The 21,301-nt window shown below is 68.4% G+C and carries 18 protein-coding genes; 7 read left to right on the top strand and 11 right to left on the bottom strand.

The features are described from left to right. Positions 1-5: 5 nt before the first annotated feature. Positions 6-1,259: a serine hydrolase domain-containing protein gene (locus tag QLQ12_RS30900; RefSeq protein WP_282764036.1), complete on the bottom strand. Its 1,254-nt coding sequence runs from the start codon at positions 1,257-1,259 to the stop codon at positions 6-8. Between the two features lie 129 nt (positions 1,260-1,388). Here QLQ12_RS30900 and QLQ12_RS30895 point away from each other — a divergent pair, with 129 nt between their 5' ends. The 4 genes from QLQ12_RS30895 (at position 1,389) to QLQ12_RS30880 (ending at position 5,373) form a co-directional block, all read left to right on the top strand. Continuing rightward, positions 1,389-2,204, top strand: a complete 816-nt coding sequence (locus QLQ12_RS30895; protein ID WP_282764035.1) for a helix-turn-helix transcriptional regulator — start codon at positions 1,389-1,391, stop codon at positions 2,202-2,204. Then, the gene (locus tag QLQ12_RS30890) at positions 2,185-2,622 is read left to right on the top strand and encodes an MmyB family transcriptional regulator (protein ID WP_328518325.1); all 438 of its coding nucleotides are present in this window, start codon (positions 2,185-2,187) and stop codon (positions 2,620-2,622) included. The genes QLQ12_RS30895 and QLQ12_RS30890 overlap by 20 nt, the downstream gene beginning before the upstream one ends. A gap of 280 nt (positions 2,623-2,902) precedes the next feature. Beyond that, positions 2,903-3,556 carry a lysophospholipid acyltransferase family protein gene (locus QLQ12_RS30885; RefSeq protein WP_282764034.1) on the top strand — a complete coding sequence of 218 codons (654 nt, stop codon included), beginning with the start codon at positions 2,903-2,905 and terminating at the stop codon, positions 3,554-3,556. A 401-nt stretch (positions 3,557-3,957) separates the two neighbouring features. Beyond that, the gene (locus QLQ12_RS30880) at positions 3,958-5,373 is read left to right on the top strand and encodes an FG-GAP repeat domain-containing protein (protein WP_282764033.1); all 1,416 of its coding nucleotides are present in this window, start codon (positions 3,958-3,960) and stop codon (positions 5,371-5,373) included. Positions 5,374-5,447: 74 nt separating this feature from the next. Here QLQ12_RS30880 and QLQ12_RS30875 read toward each other — a convergent pair whose 3' ends face one another. Continuing rightward, on the bottom strand, positions 5,448-6,221 hold the full coding sequence (locus QLQ12_RS30875) for an AraC family transcriptional regulator (RefSeq protein ID WP_282764032.1): 774 nt from the start codon (positions 6,219-6,221) through the stop codon (positions 5,448-5,450). A gap of 122 nt (positions 6,222-6,343) precedes the next feature. Here QLQ12_RS30875 and QLQ12_RS30870 point away from each other — a divergent pair, with 122 nt between their 5' ends. Then, a complete protein-coding gene (locus QLQ12_RS30870; protein WP_282764031.1) occupies positions 6,344-7,525 on the top strand; it encodes a trans-sulfuration enzyme family protein in 1,182 nt (393 codons plus the stop codon). A gap of 92 nt (positions 7,526-7,617) precedes the next feature. On the opposite strand, the gene QLQ12_RS30865 is transcribed toward QLQ12_RS30870, so the two are convergent. Both QLQ12_RS30865 and QLQ12_RS30860 read right to left on the bottom strand, forming a co-directional pair. Continuing rightward, positions 7,618-9,120 carry a ricin-type beta-trefoil lectin domain protein gene (locus tag QLQ12_RS30865; RefSeq protein ID WP_282764030.1) on the bottom strand — a complete coding sequence of 501 codons (1,503 nt, stop codon included), beginning with the start codon at positions 9,118-9,120 and terminating at the stop codon, positions 7,618-7,620. A 160-nt stretch (positions 9,121-9,280) separates the two neighbouring features. Continuing rightward, positions 9,281-9,796 (bottom strand): hypothetical protein, encoded by a 516-nt coding sequence (locus QLQ12_RS30860; RefSeq protein WP_282764029.1) that lies wholly within the window; start codon positions 9,794-9,796, stop codon positions 9,281-9,283. A gap of 179 nt (positions 9,797-9,975) precedes the next feature. On the opposite strand from QLQ12_RS30860, the gene QLQ12_RS30855 reads away from it, so the two are divergent. After that, a complete protein-coding gene (locus QLQ12_RS30855; protein ID WP_282764028.1) occupies positions 9,976-14,085 on the top strand; it encodes a polymorphic toxin-type HINT domain-containing protein in 4,110 nt (1,369 codons plus the stop codon). Continuing rightward, the gene (locus QLQ12_RS30850) at positions 14,082-14,354 is read left to right on the top strand and encodes a hypothetical protein (protein ID WP_282764027.1); all 273 of its coding nucleotides are present in this window, start codon (positions 14,082-14,084) and stop codon (positions 14,352-14,354) included. Before QLQ12_RS30855 ends, QLQ12_RS30850 begins: the two co-directional genes overlap by 4 nt. A gap of 428 nt (positions 14,355-14,782) precedes the next feature. Here the strand turns inward: QLQ12_RS30850 and QLQ12_RS30845 are convergent, their stop codons facing one another. The 7 genes from QLQ12_RS30845 to QLQ12_RS30815 all read right to left on the bottom strand — a co-directional run bounded on the left by QLQ12_RS30845 (position 14,783) and on the right by QLQ12_RS30815 (position 21,196). Beyond that, positions 14,783-14,953, bottom strand: coding sequence for a hypothetical protein (locus tag QLQ12_RS30845; RefSeq protein WP_282764026.1), 171 nt, complete (start codon positions 14,951-14,953; stop codon positions 14,783-14,785). 33 nt (positions 14,954-14,986) lie between these two features. Then, positions 14,987-15,433 (bottom strand): hypothetical protein, encoded by a 447-nt coding sequence (locus tag QLQ12_RS30840; RefSeq protein ID WP_282764025.1) that lies wholly within the window; start codon positions 15,431-15,433, stop codon positions 14,987-14,989. A gap of 93 nt (positions 15,434-15,526) precedes the next feature. After that, a complete protein-coding gene (locus QLQ12_RS30835) occupies positions 15,527-15,973 on the bottom strand; it encodes a hypothetical protein (protein ID WP_282764024.1) in 447 nt (148 codons plus the stop codon). 275 nt (positions 15,974-16,248) lie between these two features. Continuing rightward, complete coding sequence (locus QLQ12_RS30830) at positions 16,249-17,229, bottom strand: NADP-dependent oxidoreductase (RefSeq protein WP_282764023.1); 981 nt, start codon at positions 17,227-17,229, stop codon at positions 16,249-16,251. Positions 17,230-17,277: 48 nt separating this feature from the next. Continuing rightward, the gene (locus tag QLQ12_RS30825; protein ID WP_282764022.1) at positions 17,278-17,673 is read right to left on the bottom strand and encodes a MerR family transcriptional regulator; all 396 of its coding nucleotides are present in this window, start codon (positions 17,671-17,673) and stop codon (positions 17,278-17,280) included. 185 nt (positions 17,674-17,858) lie between these two features. Beyond that, on the bottom strand, positions 17,859-20,396 hold the full coding sequence (locus QLQ12_RS30820; RefSeq protein WP_282764021.1) for an ABC transporter permease: 2,538 nt from the start codon (positions 20,394-20,396) through the stop codon (positions 17,859-17,861). Continuing rightward, positions 20,393-21,196, bottom strand: coding sequence for an ABC transporter ATP-binding protein (locus QLQ12_RS30815; RefSeq protein WP_282764152.1), 804 nt, complete (start codon positions 21,194-21,196; stop codon positions 20,393-20,395). Before QLQ12_RS30815 ends, QLQ12_RS30820 begins: the two co-directional genes overlap by 4 nt. Between the last annotated feature and the right edge of the window lie 105 nt (positions 21,197-21,301).

Raw genomic sequence — 21,301 nt, 5'->3', positions numbered from 1 at the left:
CTGTTTCAGCGGGCGGCCGTCGCGTCGGGACGTTGCGGCATCTCACCGAGTACGTTGCTGAACAACGCGTCGCGCAGCGCCACCTCGCGGGGGTCGTCCCACAGGTGGAAGCCGGTTCGGTTCATGGCGTAGGCGAATCCCGTACCCGTGTCCGGGTCGGCGAAGGCGAACGAGCCGCCCAGGCCCATCGTGCCGAATGCCGTACCCGAAGCGGAGCCGAACCGGAACGCGGGGAACGGCTTCACGTACCCCAGGGAATATTGGGTCGGCAGTCGCAGGACCTGGTCGGCGAGCCCTCGCGACGGCGTTCTCGCCGGGCTCTTCAGCTCGTCGAGCGTCGCGGTGGTGAGTCCGAGCTCGGCGCCACCGGCCGCCGCATCGCCGTAGAGGCGGGCGATCGAACGCACCAGCCCGATGCCGTTGACGGCGGGAATCTCCGCGGCCTGCACGTCGGGCCGGTTGATGTTCTCCGGCACACGGAGCACCCGCGGATTGCCGAAGGCGCGGGCGCTCAGACTCCGCGGGTTGGCGAACGCGAGAGCGAACGCGGGCGGCATCGCCTTGATGTGCAGCATCATCTCCCAGGTCCGGAAGCCGTGGATCCGGGCGACGCGGCACCTGGCGGTGTCGTCCGGCAGGCCGATGTGGAAGTCGAGGCTCAGCGGCGCCGCCACCTCGTCGGCGAAGAACCGCCCGAGGTGACGTCCTTGCGGGTCGACCCGGCTGACGAGTTCGCTCTCGTACCATCCGAGCGTCGTGCCGTGATAGCCGTGGCGTTCCCCCGGCGTCCACGCCGGGCGCTGCTGCGCCAGCGCCGTGGCCAGGGCCGGGGAGCCGGACAGGTCACGCAGCTCCAGTGGACGGTCGACTGTCACCAGACCGGCCTGGTGCGACAGCAACTGGCGTACGGTGATGTCGGCCTTGCCCGCGGCGGCGAACTCGGGCCAGTAAGCCGCCACCCGTTCGTCGTAGTCCAGCTGACCGCGGGAGTGCAGCAGGGCGACCGCCATCGACGACACGCCTTTGGTCGTCGAGAAGACGGGCACCATCGTGTCGCGTTCCCACGGGTCGCGCGTCGTTCCATCGCGATAGCCGCCCCACAGATCGACCACCTTCCGGCCGTCGCGATAGACCGCGCAGGCGGCGCCGATCTCCCGTCGCTGCGCGAAGTTGCGACGGAACGCATCGGCCACCGGCCCGTAGCCCTCCGCCACACCGCCGTGAATCAGGGTGGACGGCACGTCCACTTTCAGCACCACTCGACTTCTCCTCATTTCCGCGAGACGTCGAACGGTGACATGAGGGCCGTGGCCGTACCAGGGATCGACAGTCCCTGGTGGGGAGGTGCCAGCAGGACGCGTCCCGGGGCGACGTCTTAAGATCTCCGGGTGAGACGCGAGGAGCTGGCCGACTTCCTACGGAGTCGTCGCGCCGCGCTGGCCCCGGCTCGCCGCACGACCCGCCGGACACCGGGGCTGCGCCGCGAAGATGTCGCCGAGCGCGCATACATCTCCATCGACTATTACACCCGGTTGGAGCAGCGGCGCGGCCCGCGACCGTCGCCCGAGGTGACGTCAGCGCTCTCCCAGGCTCTGGAACTGACCGTGGATGAGCGCGACCACCTGTTCCACCTGATCGGTCACAACCCGCCGCCGCAGGCGCCGGCCCTCCACGACGTCGATCCCGGTCTGCGCCGGGTACTGCACGCGCTCGACGGAAACCCGGCGATGATCATCTCGAATCTGGCCCAGGCGTTGCAGCAGAACCGACTGTGCTTGGCATTGTTCGGTGACCTTACGCGTTACACCGGCCTGGACCGCAGCGGCTACTTCCGCTGGTTCATGATGCCGCAGGAACGCAGCATCTATCCCGAGGACGTCCATGCCGCTCAGAGCGCGACATTCGTCGCGAGTGTCCGGGCAGCGGCGGACCTCGAACCCGATCCCACCGAAGCGGAACACATGATCGCGACTCTGCGCGCGCGCAGTTCCGAGTTCCGCCGGCTCTGGGAGAATCACGACGTCCGTCTCTGTCGCCAGGAGACCACGTCCCTGCTGCACCCCGCGGTGGGCCGGGTGGACCTCGACTGCGAGGTCGTCTTCAGCCACGACCGCCGACAGCGGATGCTCGTCTTCACCGCCCGCGACGGCGTGGACCTGCGCCCCCTGATCACCGCGGACGCCGATCCACCGGCACACCGGTAACGGGCCGCGCCGGTCAGCCGGCCGTCACGGCTGCGCATCCGAGCACGCCGATGATGACGGCAACGCTCAGATAGGTCAGGACTCGCAGCCTCGAGCGCAGGAGCTGCTGGCCGACAAGGGCCGCTCGGCCATCATCGGGGAACTGTCCACTCGCAGCGAGGACTCCCGCCGCCGCTGGGCAGCCCACAACGTCCGGATGCACACCACCGGCGTGAAGCTGCTCCACCACCCGGTCGTCGGCGACCTCGACCTGCCGTTCGAGACCTTCCCCCTCGGCGCCGACCCCAGCCAGGTGCTCCTCACCTACACCGCCGAACCCGCGTCACCCTCGCAGGACGCCTTGAGCCTGCTGGCCAGTTGGGCCGCGAACAACGACGACATCGACCGGCCGGCGCCGGCCGACACGGCGACGACCTGATCCACATCGGCGGCGAGGACGGCAGCACCCCTTCCCTACCGCAACGGCGTACACACTCTCGTGCTCGCCACGACCGGACGCCGGGCCGGTACGCCCCGCCGCACCCGCCTGATCACCCCCGGAATCACCGCGCCACGCCGCCGTCGCGTTGCTGAGGGCTGCTCCACCTGTTAAAAAGTGCCGGTGAGTCGCCGTCCAGGCAATGGAGAACGGCGTTCGCGAGCACATCCGCAAGCGTCCGCTGGTGAAACGGCATGGGCCTGGACAGTGAGAGTGAGTCATGGAGCGCAATCGTCCTGCCGCTGCGACGAACAAGGCCAGCCGGATCCCGCCGGTCTATCGAGCGGTCATGGCGGCGGCAGGGCCGATCGTCCGCTGGTGGGGCCGCCTCGAGGTGGTTGGGTTGCATCACCTCCCGACACACGGCGCGACGATCGTCCCGGCCAACCACGACAGCGCGTGGGACCCCGTGGTCATCGCGTTCGCCGCCCGGCGGCAGCGGCAGATCCAGGCCCTCGCCAAAGCATCACTCTGGAAGAATCCGCTACTGCGTCGCGTGCTCGACGGGATGGGACAGATCCCCGTCCGGCGCGGCCAAGCCGACACGGACGCGCTGGACGCCGCGGTGCAGTGCCTTTCCGCCGGCGGCTGCCTCGGGATCTTCCCTGAAGGCACCCGCTCACAAGGCCGGCAACTGCGTGCCCGCAGCGGTGCCGGTCGCCTCGCTCAGGCCGTGCCGGAGGCCCGCATCGTCTGCGCGGCGGTCTCCGGGACCGTGGACATCGCCCGGTTCCCGCGACGCCCCCGGCTGAAGGTGACGTTCTTCGAACCCACACCGTCATCGCCGTCGGAGTCCGCCATCGAACTGGCCACGAGACTGACCGCCGAACTCCGCGCCGTCGCACCGGTGGCGTCGGCGGGACGACACTCATAGGCAACCCGGGCCAGGGACACCGAGAAGAGCCCACGCCCGCGGCGCGGCGATATCGAAAAGATCGCTCGCCGCAGCCCCTGACCAGTCGAGCTCCACAAACGACATCCCTTGTGCCGTCGGCGGTATCGCACCACGCCTTCCACACCGAAGCCTCGATATGGCACATTGATGCAGCGCGACACCACTGGGGAAGAGGTTCGATGCACGTGCCCGCGGATCAGGTAGGCCAACGACGGATACGCATACCCGGACGGCTGGCAGCCCTAGGGACGTCTGCCGTTCTGGCGCTGACCGCCGGATCGCTGTACCCGCCTGCCGCCGCCCACGCCGGCGTGCTGCCTGTCTCCGCCGCGCCGGCATCGCTGGCCCCGGCCAACACTGCCGCGTGCCACAGCGCGGGGGTGACCACCGCTGACCGGGCGGTCGCGGACCGCCTGCGTCCGTCGATGAACGGCCCCCGTCTGGGCCGGGCCGTCACCGGCGAGCGCATCACCTGCGCCCGCGCCATCGTGCGGGTGGTTCAGGCCCGCAGGCTGCCCCAGCGCGCGGCGGTCATCGCGGTGACCACCGTGATCGCCGAGAGCACCCTGCTCAACCACACCGTCGCGACCGATCACGACAGTCTGGGACTGTTTCAACAGCGGCCGTCGCAGGGATGGGGACGCCCGGCCCAGCTGGTGGATCCGGTCTACGCCACCGGCGCCTTCCTGAACGCGATGATCCGCAAGCACCCCGGCGGAGCCTGGATGACCGGCGACATCGGCCAGATCAGCCAACGAGTTCAGAAATCCGCCATTCCGGGCGCCTACGCCCCCGAGGTGCACGACGCCCAACTGATCGTGGACGCGCTGTGGACGGGTGGCGCCCCGCCGGCCGATACCGCGGCCACGGAGCCCGCCGCACCGGCACCTGTCGCACCCGCGCCTGCCGCACCCGCGCCGCCCACGAAACCGCAGGGCCCATTCCAGCGTTCGTTGTCCACCACCTATACCGGGCTGGCCGCCACAGACGAGCGGCACCACCTGGCGATGGCCGACTGGAACGGCGACGGCCGCGCCGACCTGGCGGTGGTACAGGGCACCGACACCGCCACCGGCAGGACCGAGGTGCGGATCATGGACGGGGCGACGCGGTTCCAGTCACTGCTGCTGCAGACCGTGACAGCGCTCGGTGCGACCGACAGCCGGTATGAGTTCTCGCTGGCGGACTGGAACGCCGACGCCCGCCCGGATCTGGTGGCGGTGCACAAGTCGGGAACGGCCAGTGGCCGCACCGAGCTACGGATTCTCGACGGGGCATCGGCCTTCCGGCGCGTTCTCCTGGAGACGGCTACGGGACTGCCCGCCATGGAGAACCGCCAGGGATTCTCGCTGACGGACTGGAACGCCGACGGCCGTCTGGATCTGGTGGCGGCCCAGACGTCGGGCACCGCCAGCCAGAAGACCGAGGTGCGTGTCGTCGACGGCGCGTCCCAGTTCCAGCGCGAGCTCGGGGCGCCCATGGTCACGTCGGTCGCCGCTGACGGGCGCCACGAGATGTTCGCCGCCGACTTCAACGCTGACCGGCGCCCCGACCTGGTACTGGTGCAGACGTCGGCAACGGCAAGCGGGCAGACCGAGGTACAGGTCCTCGACGGCGCATCGGGCCTGCGCAGCTCTCTGCTGCAGTCCAGTACCGCGATGGGACCGATGGATCACCGGCACGACCTGGCGGTCGCCGATTGGAACGGCGACGGCAAGCAGGATCTTGTGGTGGTGCAGAAGTCAGAGGCGCCCAGCGGGCGGACCGAGGCGGCCGTCCTCGACGGTTCCGCTTAGATCCGCACACCGGCTCGATACTCCCGGCCGAGCCTCAGCCCGAGCCGGGCGGCGCGAACGCCCTCACGCGACGTCTACCGCTCGGGCGGTCGGCTGACAACGGCCTGTCCGCCGGGGTGGGCGCCCGGAGTGTGGCCGAAGGTGCGGCGGAAGACATCGATGAACGCGCTGGCCGACGACCAGCCGCACTGGTGGGCCACCGCGGTCACCTGCTTGCCGTCGGCGAGCAGGACCAGCGCGTGATGCAGCCGCAGCTGGGTGCGCCACTGCGGGAAGGTCATGCCGAGGTCGCTGCGGAAGAGTCGGGACAGCGTACGGTCGCTCGCGCCGACCTCCTGGCCGAAGTCGGCAAGCGTCCGATTGTCGCCGGGGTCCGCCTGCAGCAGAGCGCACACGGCGCGCAGCAAGGCATGGCGGGGCCGGGGCACATGCAGCGGCTGCTGGGGCGAGGCACGGAGCTGGTCGAGCAGCACGGCGCGGAGCCTGTCGCGTTCGGGGCCCTGCTCGCCTGTGGTGCTGGTGTAGGCGACGATCAGCTCGCGCAACAGCGGACCGACGGCGAGCACGGCCGGTGCGGTCAGGTCGAGCGGGTTGTCGGCGGCGGGCAGACCCACCAGGTGCAGCTCGAGATCTCCGTGGGCGCGGTGAGCGTGCACGGTGCCGGCCGGCACCCAGATGGCGCGGGTGCCCGGAGCAACCCATGATCCGGCATCGGTCGTGACGGCGACCACGCCGCGCGAGGCATAGATGATCTGGTGGTCATCGTGGCGGTGCGCGTCGATCTCGCCGCCCGGGGTGAGCCACTGGGTCCGGGTAGGAGCCACCGACTCGTGGCGGACTTCCGTCATCATCTGGCAGTTTATCGGAAGTCGGACATAGTCAGCGGTTGAAACCATCGCAGAGTGCTCGCCAACCCTGCTCCCCACATCGGCGCGCCCCTCTTCGATCGACACCGCCGAAGGACGATCTGATGGATAAAGAGACGCTGCTGATCCACGCCGCTCGGCAGACCGCGACCGCCGCCCATGCGGTCAGCGTTCCGCTGGTACGCACCTCGACGACCGTGTTCGACTCCTTCGACGCGTACAAGAAGGCGCAGGACGGGCTGGTGTTCGACGGTCCGCGCTACGGCAGGTCGGGCACGTCGACGACGTTCGAACTGCAACGCGCCATGGCCCAGCTCGCCGACACCGAGACATGCATCGCGACCAGCAGCGGGCTCGCGGCGATCACCGCCGTGCTCGCCGCGCACGCCGGCCCCGCACGTCACATCCTCGTCAGCGCGGGCGTGTACGGGCCCACGCGAGTCTTCTGTGACAAGGAGTTGATCCCGTCCGGGACAGAGGTGGAGTACTTCACCCCCGACGCCGACGTATCGGCTCTGCTGCGCGAGACCACGAGCCTGGTGTTCGTCGAGACGCCCGCGTCGCTGACGATGGAGATGGTGGACGTGCCCGCCGTCTGCGCGGCGGCGCACGCTCGAGGAGTGCCCGTCGCATGCGACTCCACCTGGGGCACACCGATCTTCTTCGACGCGCACGCGCTGGGAATCGACATCTCCGTCCACGCCGCGACCAAGTTCATCAACGGCCACTCCGATCTACTGCTCGGGCTCATCACCGGAACCCTCGACGCCCTGGCCGGCGTGCGCGCGCACTGCGACCGCAACGGCACCCATGCCGCCCCGGACACGTGCTGGCTCACCCTGCGAGGGCTGCGCACCCTCGCCGTTCGCATGGAACGCCACCAGAGCTCGGCTCTCGCCGTCGCGCGGTGGCTACGGTCGCGACCCGCAGTCCAGCAGGTGCTCTACCCCGCCCTCGACACCGATCCGGGCCACGAGCTGTGGCGCTCACAGTTCTCCGGCGCGGCAGGCCCGTTCACCATCGAGTTGGCCCCGTGCAGCGAGGACGCGTTCACCCGGTTCATCGACCGCCTCACCCTGTTCCGCCTGGGCACCAGCTGGGGCGGGTTCGAGAGCCTGGTCATGCCCGCCGTGCCCCACCACTTGCGCGCCCTCGCCATGCCGGCGGACGCACCCCGGCTGGTCCGTCTCCACATCGGACTCGAAAGCCCCCGCGACCTCTGCGACGACCTGGCCCCGGCACTCTCCGCCATGCAACACCATCCCGACACCACACTGCGCGACTGACGTATGTATTCGGCATCCAGGCGAAGCAGGTGAAACAAGCGATGGCCGCCACAACCGTGGCGGCCATCGTCTGTTTCGGTCGTCCAGCCGGCTTACGGAAGCTTCCACTGCTGGTGGGGGCCGCCGTTACAGCGATGGATGTACAGCTGGGTGCCGTTGTTGGTGTTGGGGGTGTCAAGACAGCTCGCGTTGGGCCCGGACAGGTTGCTGTAGAGCGTGCCGTCCGAGTTGAGGCGCCACAACTGCGGAGCGGTGCCATTGCAGGACCACAAGTGCACAAGCCGTTGTGGGTAGAGGGAGACGTCGGGGCCTACCGCCGGGCCGCCGGCGTCGACGCACTTGCCGACCAGTCGCAGCGTCCCGTCGCCGGGCAGGGTGACGTCCTGCGCGTAGGTGGAGTTGCAGGCGTACAGCGTGACCATGGCGCCATTGGGGTTACGGCCGTTCGGGATGTCGACGCACTTTCCGCCGACGCCGGTGACCTTTCCGAACCGGGCGCCGGAGAAAGCCGGGATGGCCCACTTCTGGTTGTCGCCGCCGTGGCAGGCGTGCAGGTACAGCCGGGCGCCGTTGCTGCTGGTGGGTGTGTCGATGCAGCGGTCGTTGTTGACCTGGTAGAGCGTGCCGTTGGGCCGCTGCTGCCACTGCTGGGCGGGGGTGCCATTGCAGGACCACAGGTGTAGGTACCGGTCGCCGGGGATGCTGCCGGTCGCCGGGCCACCGGCGTCGATGCACTTGCCGAATACCCGCAGGGTGCCGTCACCGGGTGTGGTCACGTCCTGGGCGCCGCTGCCGTTGCAGTCGTACACCGTGACCCGGGTGCCGTCGGCGGTGGCGCTGTTCGGAATGTCGAGGCACTTGCCGGCGACCCCGGTCACCCGGCCGAAGCGGACACTGCCATGCAGCGCGTCGGGCCGGGTCTGGGCCAGCCAGTCACCGAGATCGTCCAAACGGGTCTCGACCGCGTCCTGACCGGTGTCGGACGAGCCGAGGCAGCCCTTCTGCTCGGCGGTGTGATGGATCGCGACCAACTCGACCCGGTCACCGGCCTCACGCAGCAACGGACCACCGGCGTCGCCCTTGCAGATCCCCGCGGCGGCATCCTTGCGGGTCAGATCCAGAGCACCGGCCCGGGCCGCCTTCACCTCGAACGTGGCGGTGTGCAGCTTGTCAGGCACCCACTCGGAGGCGGTACGGCCGTAACCCGCGGCCCGCACCACGTCACCGGCAGCCGGAGCGGTCGTGCCGACCGCCACCGGGTCGATGCCGGCGATCCAGGTGTTCAGCTTCGCGAGCACCACATTCCGGCCGGCATGCGGCACCAGCGTGGTGACGGTCGTCTTCGTCGCCGCCGAGGTCCCATGGCCGACGCTCACCGTGGCGGCGCGCGGCGGCGCCCCAGCGGTCACCGGCTTACCGTCCTCAGCGAAACAGGCCGTCGCCGTCACGATCCACTGCGGCGCCACCAGAGCACCCGAACAGGCACGCATCCCACTGACGTCAATCCTCGCCGCGAAGCGGTAGGAGCCGTCCGGGGCAGCGCCGCTGCCGGCGATGGCCTGCGCCGGCGTGCCGGCGGCAAGCCCTGTGCCCAAGGCTGCTAGGACGGCGCCCATGACCAGCCGCAACCGGTTGTGCCTTACCAATTTATTTACCCCAGGTCTTTCAATAGCCGATGGATCGGGTCGCGGTACGCGATGTTAAGCACTGGTACGGAAGCGACGGCAAAACGCATGACGTCACCCCTGCGGGGTTTTACTTCGCGGCGCGGAGTTCGAGGAGGAGGGCTTGGCCGTCGCCGGCACCGGCGCCGACGCCTTTCCAGTCGTCTTTTTCGACGGTCACGGGCGGCTTGACGAGGTCGCCGATGCGGATTTTGGCATCGATCGGGAAGTCGTTGTGGTTACGGATGCCGTAGACCTCATCGAGTTCAAGGGTGACGAAACCGGTCGCTGCCTTGAATTCGAAGCAGTATGGTTTGGCAGCCTTGTAGCTGTACACCTCGGCGGACGTTCTACCTTCGTCGCAGCCGACGAGCATGATGCGGCCGTCGCCCTTAATGAGGCGGATGCCGTCCACCTTGTCGCCGCCGGGGTAGTCGTACGTTTCCACCAGGGACGCCGCATTGTCGGAGGTGGGTTCGGCGGCACCGGCAGGCAGCATGCCGGTGATACCAGCCGCGAGAGTTGCGGCGGCCAACGCGCCTACGGCAAGCAGGCGTGGGGTCATCTTCACTTTGGAGTCGCTCCGGAGTTCGTCAGGTGCGGGCAAGCGCAGAGGCTAGTGAATGTTGCACGCGTAAGGCAACGGGACCTGAATCACCGTGCTCGATTCGACATGTCATCATCATCGTCGATCGCGCCTGAGCCCCGGCAACCGCCTCGGGCGAAAGGGCGTGTGGATGTCGTTCGATGGCGGTTCGGCTGCTATCCGCTCCAAAGGGGAAAGTCTTGTATCAACCCGTTCGCGGCAGTCTGTCGTTCCGGCATCGAATCCACCGGTGGATCGCCGGCGCCATTGTGCCGCTTCTCACACTAGCCACATTGTCTGTCCCCGCGTCTGTTCAAGCGCGGGAGAACGAACCTGCAGACCCGGTTTTGAGCGCTGAAGCCGCCTTCCGCCTGGATCGGGAAGAAGTGGTTTGGTGGATACGTAACGGTGGCGCCGAAACAGCGAAGGCGGCGAAGGCGGCGCTGCTGGGTTCGGACGCCGAGTTGCAGAGCTTCCTCGCCACCGGTCGGGGCGAGCTGGAAAGCCACGATCTGCGGGTCCAGGTTTTGCGGCTGATGACGATCGGCGGGGCGGGGGTGCGGGCTGCGGCGATCGCAGCCCTGGATGGCTCTGACGCCGACCGGGAGAAGTTTGTCGAGTCCGGTTGGGATCTGGCGTGGGCCCAGGATGAGCGGGTCGAGGCGTTGCTGGTGCACGGCCAGGGCGGGTTCGCGGTGAAGGCTGCGGCGAAGAAGGCTTTGGACACCGGTGACGAGGCGATCGCCACGTTCTTGGCGTCGGGGCAGTTCGAGGCCCGGACGATCGACGAACGCGTGACCGTGCTCAACATCATGGGCAAGGGCGGGCCGGCCACCCGGGAGATGGCCAAAGCTGCTCTAGATGGTGGTTCGGAGACGATTCACGAGTTCGTGACCTCCGGGGTGGAGGTTGCGCGGGCCCGTGACGAGACGCTGACGTCGGTGACCGAGCTCGCTGAGCAGGCCAAGGCCGCGGGAATGACCGCGGCGGCGAAGACCGAAGCGGCCAAGGAAGCCGCAGCGCGGGCCACCACAGCGGCCGACCGGGCGAAGACCGCCGCGGCGGTGGCCGCGGCGGAGACCAAGGCGGCCAAGGATTCAGCGAAGAAGGCGGCTGCTGCGGCGGGCCGGGCGGCGGACGCTGCTGAGCAGGCCTCGAACGCCGCGCAGGTCGCGATCAGTGCGGCAGCGCAGGCGCATGCGGCGGCCCGGGCGGCAGCCGACGCGGCGGCGCGGGCGGCGAGTCTGGCGGTCCGCGCCGGTGACGCCGCGACGCGCGCCTACAACAAGGCGTCCGCTGCGGCGTTAGACAAGAACAAGGCCGCCGATGCGAGTGCGGCTGCCACGGACGCGTTGAAGATCGTGGAGGCGGCGAACAGCGCGGCCGAGGCGGCCGACAAGGCGTCCGAGGCGGCGGTGGAGGTCGCCAAGGCCGCGGTGGCGGCCAGTTCGGCCTCCGATCTGGCCGTCCAGGCCGGTGCGTCAGCGGACGAGGCCGGCGGATACTCACAGGCCGCGGGTGCTGAAGCGGACCGGGCCCGGCGTGAGGCCGCTAAAGCCCGCGCTGCTGCTGGCCGTGCGACCCGGGCGGCGAAGGCCGCGGTGGCGTTGGCGAACAAGGCCGCCGCCGCGGCGAAGGAAGCCGGCCGCGCAGCCCGTCAGGCCGGTGCGCACGCGGCGGCGGCGGCCGCGGCGGCGAAGAAGGCCGCTGAGCAGGCCGGCCAGGCGCATGATGCGGCCAAGGATTCCAAGATGCACGCGGACGCCGCGCTGGTCGCGGCCGGGGCGTCGACGGCCGCGGCAGAGCAGGCCGCCACGGTGCAGAAACTCGCCGAGGAGGCGGAGGTCGAGCGGCTGGCGCTGGCCACCGATGAGGGCATCAGCATCGCCGAGGCCGAGTTGCGGGCTGACCAGGCCAGGGTCAAGCAGGTCGCGTGGGACGCCGAGGAACAGGCCCGCCGCGGCACCGAGACCAACGAACTCCTGGCCGCTGCTGGAGCACCCGGCGCGCCGGTGGACGTGCTGCTGGGCAAGGGCCGGCAGGCGGCGTTGCGGCTGACGTCGACCGGCGGCCCGTACACCCGGACCGCGGCTGAGGAGGCGTTGATCGGCGGCGAGGCCGACATGCGGCTGTTCCTCACCGAAGGCCTGGCGAAGGCGGCGGAGCAGGACGACCGGGCCCGGGTCGCGCACATCGCCGAGACCGGCGAGTTCGCCGGACTGAAGGCCGCCGCGGGACAGGCACTCAAAGGCCCGGTCACCACGGTGCGGGAGTTCCTGAACTCCCGGTCGTATCCGGACCGGATCCATGACGACCGCATCGCCATCCTGAAAATCATGGAAGCGGGCGGCCCGGCTACCGACTCGGCCGCGAAGAAGGCGCTGGACGGCAGCGACGCCGACCGGCACGAGTTCCTGGCCCGCGGCCAGTACGCGGCGGCTGAGCACGACGAGCGCACCCAGATCCTGCAGATTCTGTCCGCGAACCCCAAGCCGGGCCCCGAAGTCACCTCAGCGGCCAAGATCGCTCTGGCCGGACCCGAGTCGTACCTGCGCGGGTTCCTGCGTGTCGGTCTGGCCCGCGCCCAGGAACGCGACCAACTGCTCACGACGCACCAGGCCCGGGTCACCGCCGTGGTCGCCGAAGCCCGCCAGGCCGCCGCGACCGCTCAGAGCGACGCCTACACAGCCGCCCAGGCAGCGGCCGTCGCCAACCGTGCCGACGCTGACGCCGCCCGCTATGCCAGAGAGGCTGCCGCGTCCGCGCAGAAGGCCGGCCTCTACGCCGACAACGCCAAGAAGTCGGCTAAGCAGGCGAAACAGTCCGCCATCGAGGCAGCCGCCTCCGCGGCCACCGCGACCAAGGCTGCCGCGGCCGCCCGCGCCGACGCCCGTAAAGCCGAGCAGTCCGCCGCTGACGCCCGCTGGTCCGCGGCACGTGCCAGCCAGCACGCCGCCAACGCCCGAGCCTCCGCCGAAGCGGCTCGCGAATCCGCCGAGGAGGCGGGCAAGAGTTGGTGGGAAGCACGCGACGCCTCCCAAGAGGCCTACCTCCTCGCCATGAACAAGGTTTTTGAGGAAGAGGAAGCGCGGCTCAACAATCCTGATCCTGACGGCGACAAGAAGTGCAACCGCCCGCCGGGCTACGGCGCTGACCCGTCCTGCTACCCCGACCTACCGGGCATCGAACGCCAAGCCGACCACGGCGAAACCGTCTGCATGAGCTGGGGAATTGACGACGGCAAAACGCAATGCGGCTCCCGCATCGTCAAGGACAAAGACCGCGAAATCTACGAACAAGACCGCGAGATCGCTTCGTCTCAATTCCTCTGCGCCCTCATGGGGTACTGCTATCTAGTGGCGGCTGGGTTGATGAACATCATCGATCCCGAAGCGGCGGAACACTACGGCTACACCCTCGACCCGGCCGACATCGCCATGATGCTGGCGACCCGCCGCAACACCAAATCTCTCACCCGTCAGCTGAAGGCCCAGAACAGAATCGTTCTGCCCAGGTGCAAAACGAATCCCAAACCCAAGAACAGCTTCGACGCCGACACCAGCGTCCTCATGGCCGACGGCAGCACCAAACCCATCAACGCCGTCAAACTGCACGACCAGGTTCGGGCCACCGACCCCATCACCAACGTCACCGGCGCCCGTGAGGTCACCGCACTCCACCTCAACCAGGACACCGCCCTCACCGACGTCCAAGTCCGCGACGACCAGGGCGTTCTCGGCACGATCAACACCACTGCGGAACACCCGTTCTGGAACGCCACCCGCCACGCCTGGATCGACGCCGAAGACCTGAACCCCGGCGATGAACTCCGCACCGCCACCGGCGCGGTTGCCGCTGTCGCCACGAGCACCTCGTTCACCGGCAACCAGCCGATGTACAACCTCACCATCGCCGACATCCACACCTACTACGTACTCGCCGGCAACACGCCCGTCCTCGTCCACAATGTCGACCCCTGCAAGACAGGCGGGTCAGGCACGGGTTCGGGCGAGGAGATGATCCGTATGCGTCACTACACCAACTCAAAGGGCGCAGCCGGTATCCAGGGAAGCGGCGTGATGAAGGCAAGTGACCAGAACAAGGTCTTCATGCTTCAGGCGAAAGGTAAGCCGCACAGTCCTCGCGATGCTGAGAAGAAGCTGGGAATCAAAGAGGGCCGTGGGCGTAAAGTGATCGAGTTTGACGTCCCCAAAAGTAGGGTGTCCAAGCGGTGGAACGCAAAATTCGGTGTAGAAGAGTGGGTAGCCGATGGCGATCTGCCGATCGAGAACATTAAGGTGGTGCGATGAGCGACTCTAATCCCTGTGTCGTTTCGGTAGACGACATGAAAAAGATCGCTACTGATCTCAACGAGTTCGTAGTGTGTTTCGATCGGATATTCTCACGTCTTGCCTTCAGTGACGCCAGCCCCGATATTCTTGTCAACTACATGTTGGATCGAGACGTGCGTCTGCGTTTGGCAGAAGCAAGATCCGTGGTGTGGGACTCTCTGCGAGAGAAGATAAGCGAGGAGGAGGCGGATGACCTTTCGGAAAGTGGATATGAGTACTCCGACTAACCTCACTCCGATCTCGATACCAGTTGTGGCGCCCGAGGACCCAAGGACTACTGCTTCGAGCCTCAGCTAGGGAGTAAGGATTCGAAGGGCCTGGGCTGCAGTAATGCAGTTCGGGCCCTTCGCCTTCTCGCTACCAATTCGCCGCCGCGGGTTCCTTCGTCTCGGAGTCACCGGTGTGGGGATGTTCGGCGGCGTGGTCAGAAACCACGCACGGCCGCCCGTTGCTGGCGTTGATCTTCGGCCTCGTAGGCGATCGAAGTGGCGGCGATGGACGTGAACCGGCCAGCGAGCAGCCGGCCACGGCCTATCAGAGAACAGCCCCGGCCTCGTCGAACATCGCCGGAAGGCGCTTAGCGGTAGTTGAGCTGGTCCGAGGCTTCCGTGCCGCGTCGAGTGGTCAGGCCGATGTCGCGGATCTCGCGGGTGGCTCAGGAAAGGGTCAGGCGGGCGAGCAGGAAGCATCCGGCGATGAGGAGAAGGCCGACGCCGATGAAGGTCAGGTTGGTGCGGGTGCTCCCGCGCTTGGTCACGCGCGCGCCGACCAGGACAGCGACGGCTGCCAGGGCGGCGATGATCGCCAGGGTCGTTCTGGTGTCCATTGACCTGTCCCGTGGGGTCGAAGGTTCTCGTTCTCAGCGTCGGTGGATTCGGTCCAGTCTGCTGGACAGGGCATCGGCGAGGAGGATCGCCAGGGGGACGCACAGTACGAACAGCGCCACATGGAGCGCCAGCATCCGAGGGGACAGGCTGTGCTGGAGGTGGTTCTGCGCGATTCTCGTGGTGACCAGGGCGAGCAGGGCGATGACGGCCGTGGCGCGGGAGTGGTGCCGTCGTCGTAGCTGGTCTTCCCGATGCGGCTCGCGGGCCACGGCGCGGCGTGTGGCCGCGTCCCGGGCGAGGTCGGCGATAAGGAATCCGAGGAAGAACACCGCCCAACCGAGCCCGGCGAGCATGGTGGCGGCGCCGGCGTCGGTGGGCACGCCATGGCCGCTGATGCCCAGGTGCAGGTGTGCGATGGCGACCACGAAAACGCTCAAAGCCATGGCGTAGCCGGCGTGTTTCAGGGCGGCGGTTTCCAAGAGGAGGCCCTTTCATGAACTCGCGATGGGTGAGGTAAGGCGATACCAGTCGCCTTACCCCACCCATGTTGTGTTCTGGTGCGGTTCAGAAGATCAGCCGCGGCCCTGGATCTCTCGGATGATGCGGTCGATCGCGGCGTTGAGCGCCCGGTCCACAGCTCGCTTGCACGCCGGGATCAGCTTGCACGCGCGGTAGGCGACCGTGCCGACGATCGGGGTAACGCAGCCGACGATGGCGTCGGCCAGCAGTTCCCGGGCATTGCCGAGCTTGCCCTCGGCGATCAGGCGCTGCAGGGTGCCGAAGCCGACGCTGCCCGCCGCGCCCGCGGCGCACACGGTCAGAGCACCGGCGATAGCGGCCGGAATGGCCATCGTGGTGACCTCGCCGTCGGCCGAGGACGACCGGGCCTTGTTGAACTGCTCGTCGGCCTCGGCGAGCCGCTTGATGCCCTTCGGAGTGGCGAACTCCTCGGCAAGCGCAGCCGCAACCCGCTCGCTCTTCTGCGCGTCGGTGAGGGTGGCCCGGTCCGGCTCGATCAACTTGGGAATCGTTGAGCGACGGTGTCCATCGTGGATCCCGCGACATGGATCGCCCCCGAGAGGGTTTAAATGGCGGGAAGCCAACGCTCCAGCGGCTTCGCCGATAGGGCTTTAGTGACAATATGGAGTACGGAAGCGAGTCCCTTGGCCGAGTGGCTGCTCTCGCTGACCTGGTCGGACGCCCGGAGACGCCGCGGGTGGGGCGCCTGCCAGACCACTCCGGTCACTGCACTTCTGCTACATGCGGTTTCCGGCGCCAGCCGGCCGGGCACGTCTCATCCCACCTTGATGACAACCTTGCCAGAAGTGTGGCCGTTCTCCACCGTGGCGAGGGCGGCCGGAGCGTCGGAGAGCGGATGGACCGCAGTGATCACGGGGGTGAGGACTCCGTCGAGGGCCAGCCGGGCGGACCGCTCCAGATTCTCGCGGTCGAGACGACGCTCGACGAAACGCCCACCGATCTCGGGCACCGACATATCACCCACGGCGATGAGGTTGTGGGATTCCTTGGCCAGTGGAGCGACCGTCCGCAGCGAGGTGCCTCCGACCAGGTCGACGATCCCGTCGAAGCCGTCCGGAACCAGCTCGCGTGCCGCAGCGACGACGTCCCCGGCGGTGTAGTCGATGAACCGCACCCCGATGGCCTCGGCGGGCTCGCGCTTGGCGGTACTCCCGATGCCGATCACACGCAGCTCGCGTTCGACGGCCAGCCGGGCGACGAGGAGGCCGACCCCGCCCCCGACCCCGTTGACCAGGACCGTAGCACCGGCCGGGAGGCCGAGTTGGTCGAGCGCGTCCACCGCGGTCGTCCCGGCCACTGGCAGCGTTGCCGCCACGGTCGCGGACAGGCCCACCGGGATGCGAGCAGTGTTCGGTGCGGACAGCACCGTCGTCTCGGCATAGGTGCCGCCACCGGTGAGTGCGAAGCCGAAGACCGCGTCACCCACCTCGAGCCCGTCGACGTCCTCGCCCAGGGCGAGAACGGTCCCCGCTGCCTCCATGCCCAGCACGCGGGGAAACGGACGCCCGCCGTCGACCCCGGGGACCAGACCGGAGCGCACAACGTAGTCGAGGGGATTCACGCCGGCGACGTCGACCCGGATCAGCACCTCGCCGCGACCGGGGACCGGATCGGGACGATCGAAGAACTCCTGCACCTCAGGCCCGCCGTACCTGCCGAAACCCCACGCCTGTCCCATGATTTGTGCCTCCGGTGTGACCGGCCCGGTGGTTCCGGGCTCTACGGCAATCCTCACCGCTCACATCGATGTAAGGGGCAACCGGCTGAGGCGCGGGTCACAGCATCAGGCCGACGGTGTCACCGGTTCCGGGGCGGTAGAAAGCTCCACCCAATGTTGGCGGTTGACCCTGATCAGCACGTCGAGCGCATCCCGGGTCTCGATCAGGTGGGCGATGTCGGCGTCGATCCGGTCGCGCTCGCGCGTCATCGTCACGAACGCCGACTCGGTGACGCCCGGGTCACTCGGGGTCTCCACACACGGCAGCACAGACGCGATCACCCGGCTGGACATACCCGCGGCGAACAGCTGCTGGATCAGCGACACGCGCTGGACCTCGGCAGCGGAATAGTGACGCTGCCCGGCATCGGAGCGTGCACTGGTCAGCAGGCCCTGCTCCTCGTAGTACCGCAGTGAGCGCGGACTCACGCCCGTGCGCTTGGACAGCTCCCCGATCCGCATCCCCAAAAGCCTACGCCCGCGTGCTCCAAGGCTCAGACCACCGGCAAGTCATGGACGCAGCGTGGGACCCGAACTCACACGCATCGATCACGGCGAATCGCCGAGTCCTCGGTCCAGGTGAGGCGCTTGTCCGGGCACCGTTCCCACGACCGAATCCAGTACGTCGGTCTTCCACCTGCCGCGAATCAGTGGGTGGCGATCGCGCGCAGGACGTCCATTCGTGCGGCACGCCGGGCGGGCCAGATCGCGGCCACCATCCCCACGGCGCCGCCGGCCACCAGATACAGGGCCAGGATCCCGTACGGAATGCTGAGAACCTCGATGCCGTTCCGGGCGAGGGATCGTTGCAGCGCCCAGCCGATCAACGCACCGACGGCGATGCCGACCGCCGATCCGAACAGGGCGATGACGACCGCTTCGAAGCGCACCATCCACCCCACCTGCCGCCGGCTGGTGCCGATGGCACGCAACAGCCCGATCTCGCGGGTCCGTTCGATCACGGACAGGGCGAGGGTGTTCACGATGCCCAGCGCGGCGATCACGATGGACAGCACCAGCAGGGCGATCGACATGCCGAGCAGCTGAGTGACATCGTCGCGCGCCTTCGCCTTCGCCTGCTGCCGGTCCTGGAGCTGGACATTGGGGTACGCGCTCAGCGCCTTTTCGATGCCGGCACGGATCTCCTTCTCCTGACCGCTGTCGCCGCCGATCTCCACATAGGCCAGTTGCACCGCCTCCCCGGGGGAGTGCTCCCGGTAACTGTCCGGCGAGATGACGTAGGGCCGTGTCATCTGTTTGTTCTCGGCGAATGTGCCGGCCACGCGCAGCGACACCTTCGCCCCGTCCGGGTATTCGGCCGACACGGTGCCGCCGACGGCCAGGTTGCGGGCCGCGGCCGTTCCGCTCTGCACCAGCACCTCATCCGTGCCGAGGACCGCCACGCCGCTTTCCAGGGTCAGGTTGATCATCGGCGCGAGCGCCGCCGGGTCGGCCACCAGGAGCGGAGTCGGTGTGTCACCGAGCTTCACAGCGCCGTACCGCACGGGGGTGACACCGCGGACGCCGGGAGCCGCGGACACGGCCTTGACCGCCTCCGGGCTGAAGCCGTTGAAGTTCGCGGCGTTCAACACGTAATCAGCGGTGAACGCCTGGTCGAACGCCCGGTTCACCGATGCCGCCATCGACTGGGACAGGACCGTGAACATGCCGACCAGAGTCAGCCCCACCATCAGCGCGGACGCCGTCGCCGCGGTACGCCGGGGGTTGCGCCGCGGGTTCTGCATGCTCAGCCGCCCGACCGCTCCGCCCAGTGCGGCGATCGGCCAGCCCAGCACCCAGGTGACCGGCCGGCTCAACAACGGGCTGAGCAGGACGATGCCGATGAACCCGGTGGCCGCTCCGATTCCCACGAAGAAGGCGCCGTCCTCACCGCCCTGCCGGACTCCGAGCACCATGCCGACGACCCCGAGCACCGCCGACAGGGCACCGATCACCGCTCGTACGCGCAAGGACCGCTCCGGCAGGGCCTGGTCGTCGCGCAGGGCGGCCACCGGAGGGATCCGGGACGCCCGCCGAGCCGGGAAGTACGCCGCGAACAGGGTCACCACCAGGCCGGTCAGGTACGACCCGGCGACCGCCGTCAGGCTGATCGTCAAGGGCGTGGCCGGCAGGACGATACCGAAAACGCCGAACAGCCGACGGATCACGATGGCGAGCCCGGCACCTGCCGCCAGCCCCAGGGTCGACCCGACGATCCCGATTCCGAACGCCTCCCCGAGCACCGATCGGGTCACCTGGGTACGGCTCGCGCCGACCGCCCGCAACAGCGCCAGTTCGCGGGTCCGCTGCGCCACCAACATGGAGAACGTGTTGAAGATGATGAAGGAGCCGACGAACACCGAGACACCGGCGAAGACCAGCAGGAAGATGGTCATGAAGTCGACCAGCTGCCGTACGTCGGCGCGGGCCTTCTCCGCCTCCTTCTCACCGGTGGTGACCTCGTATCCCGCGGGCAGCGCGCCGGCGACCTGGGCGGCGAGGCCCGCTGACGAGACACCGGCGCGGGCCTTGAGGTGGATCGTCGAGTAGTGCCCGGGCTTCACCAGTAGTTCCTGGGCCGTAAGCAGCGGCATCGCCACGTACGTGGACAGCCCGTTGAGGTTGCTGGACTCGGCGAACCGGAACGTCCCGACCAGGCGCATCGATCGGGTGGCGTTCTGGGTCAGAATGTTCACCGGTTCGCCGACCTTGAGCCCGCCGGCTTCGGCGCTGGCCGTGTCGATGACCACCTCGTCGGCTGCGCCGGGTCGAGCGCCCGTCACCAGCTCCATCGGTGAACCCGGCAGGTCGATCCACTCGCCGCCGAGCTGGTCGAGCCCTGACGGGGCGACGACCTGCTCGGCGCGGCCGACGATCGCGGCGTATCCCTCGGCGCTGCCGTACACGTGCTCCGCCGAGGTCGCCTTCGCCCGCAGGTCGGTCAGCACGGTTTCCGGGATCGGGGTGAGTGGCACGTCCTCGGTCTGGACGGCCTGCTTGGCCTTCACGGTGACCTCGACCCCGGTGTACGCCCGGACGAAGATGTCGTCGAACCCTTTGACCGTGCTGTCCTTGAAGATAAGGGTGCCGGACACGAAGGCGACGCCGAGGACCACCGAGACGACGGTGAACAGGAGCCGCAGTTTGTGTGCCGCGAGGTTGCGCAGCGCCAGCTTCGCGATCACCGGTCACCCACCGGGGCCGGCGCCGTCATCGGCTCGAAATTCTTCATCCGCTCAAGGACCCGATCGGCCGTCGGGTCGGCCATCGTCTCGACGATCCGCCCGTCGTTGAGGAACACGACATCGTCGGCGTGGGCAGCGGCGATCGGGTCGTGGGTCACCATGACGACGGTGTGGCCGCCCGAAGTGACCGAGTCGCGCAGGAACGACAGCAGCTCCGCACCGGACCGTGAGTCGAGGTTGCCGGTGGGCTCGTCGGCGAAGACGATGTCCGGCTGGCTCGCCAGCGCGCGGGCACAGGCGACCCGCTGCTGCTGCCCACCGGAGAGTTCGCCGGGCCGGTGGTGCAGCCGGTTCCGCAGTCCGACGGTGTCGATCAACCGGTCCAACCAGGCCTGCTGCGGCTTGCGGCCGCCGATGTCCAACGGAAGCGTGATGTTCTCGAGCGCGGTGAGCGTCGGAATGAGGTTGAAGCTCTGGAAGATGAAGCCGATCCGGTCGCGGCGCAGGCGGGTGAGCACCTTGTCGGACAGCTGAGTGATCTCGATGTCGCCGATGTGGATCTGCCCGGCGGTCACCCGGTCCAGGCCCGCCAGGCAGTGCATCAGTGTCGACTTACCGGAGCCGGACGGCCCCATGATGGCGGTGAAGTGGCCTCCAGGGAGACCCAGGGTCACGTCGTCGAGGGCTACCACTGTCGCGTCGTCCGCGCCGTATCGCTTCGTCACACCGAGGGCACGGGCGGCATACCCGCCGGCATCAGCGCCGCTGATCTCGTCGGGCGTGGTCGCCACGGTCGTCATCATCGTCGTCTCCCTGATCTCGCGTGCCACCGGCGAATCGCGGCGGACACGGGGTTACGTCGAGTCTGTCCGGGATGGTCCGCCGGTTCGTCGGCATGTGTGCTA

This window comes from Actinoplanes sandaracinus (assembly GCF_030009775.1).
In the GTDB taxonomy this organism is placed as follows: Bacteria; Actinomycetota; Actinomycetes; order Mycobacteriales; family Micromonosporaceae; genus Actinoplanes; species Actinoplanes sandaracinus.
Note: the sequence above shows the minus strand (reverse complement) of the source record. Positions and strands in the feature narration are given on the sequence as shown.

Excerpts from the sequence above, each read along its gene's own strand:
- QLQ12_RS30885 (WP_282764034.1), top strand. The coding sequence starts at position 2,903 with ATGGAGCGCAATCGTCCTGCCGCTGCGACGAACAAGGCCAGCCGGATC.
- QLQ12_RS30875 (WP_282764032.1), bottom strand. The coding sequence starts at position 6,221 with ATGACGGAAGTCCGCCACGAGTCGGTGGCTCCTACCCGGACCCAGTGG.
- QLQ12_RS30870 (WP_282764031.1), top strand. The coding sequence starts at position 6,344 with ATGGATAAAGAGACGCTGCTGATCCACGCCGCTCGGCAGACCGCGACC.
- QLQ12_RS30850 (WP_282764027.1), top strand. The coding sequence starts at position 14,082 with ATGAGCGACTCTAATCCCTGTGTCGTTTCGGTAGACGACATGAAAAAG.
- QLQ12_RS30845 (WP_282764026.1), bottom strand. The coding sequence starts at position 14,953 with ATGGACACCAGAACGACCCTGGCGATCATCGCCGCCCTGGCAGCCGTC.
- QLQ12_RS30825 (WP_282764022.1), bottom strand. The coding sequence starts at position 17,673 with ATGCGGATCGGGGAGCTGTCCAAGCGCACGGGCGTGAGTCCGCGCTCA.
- QLQ12_RS30815 (WP_282764152.1), bottom strand. The coding sequence starts at position 21,196 with ATGACGACCGTGGCGACCACGCCCGACGAGATCAGCGGCGCTGATGCC.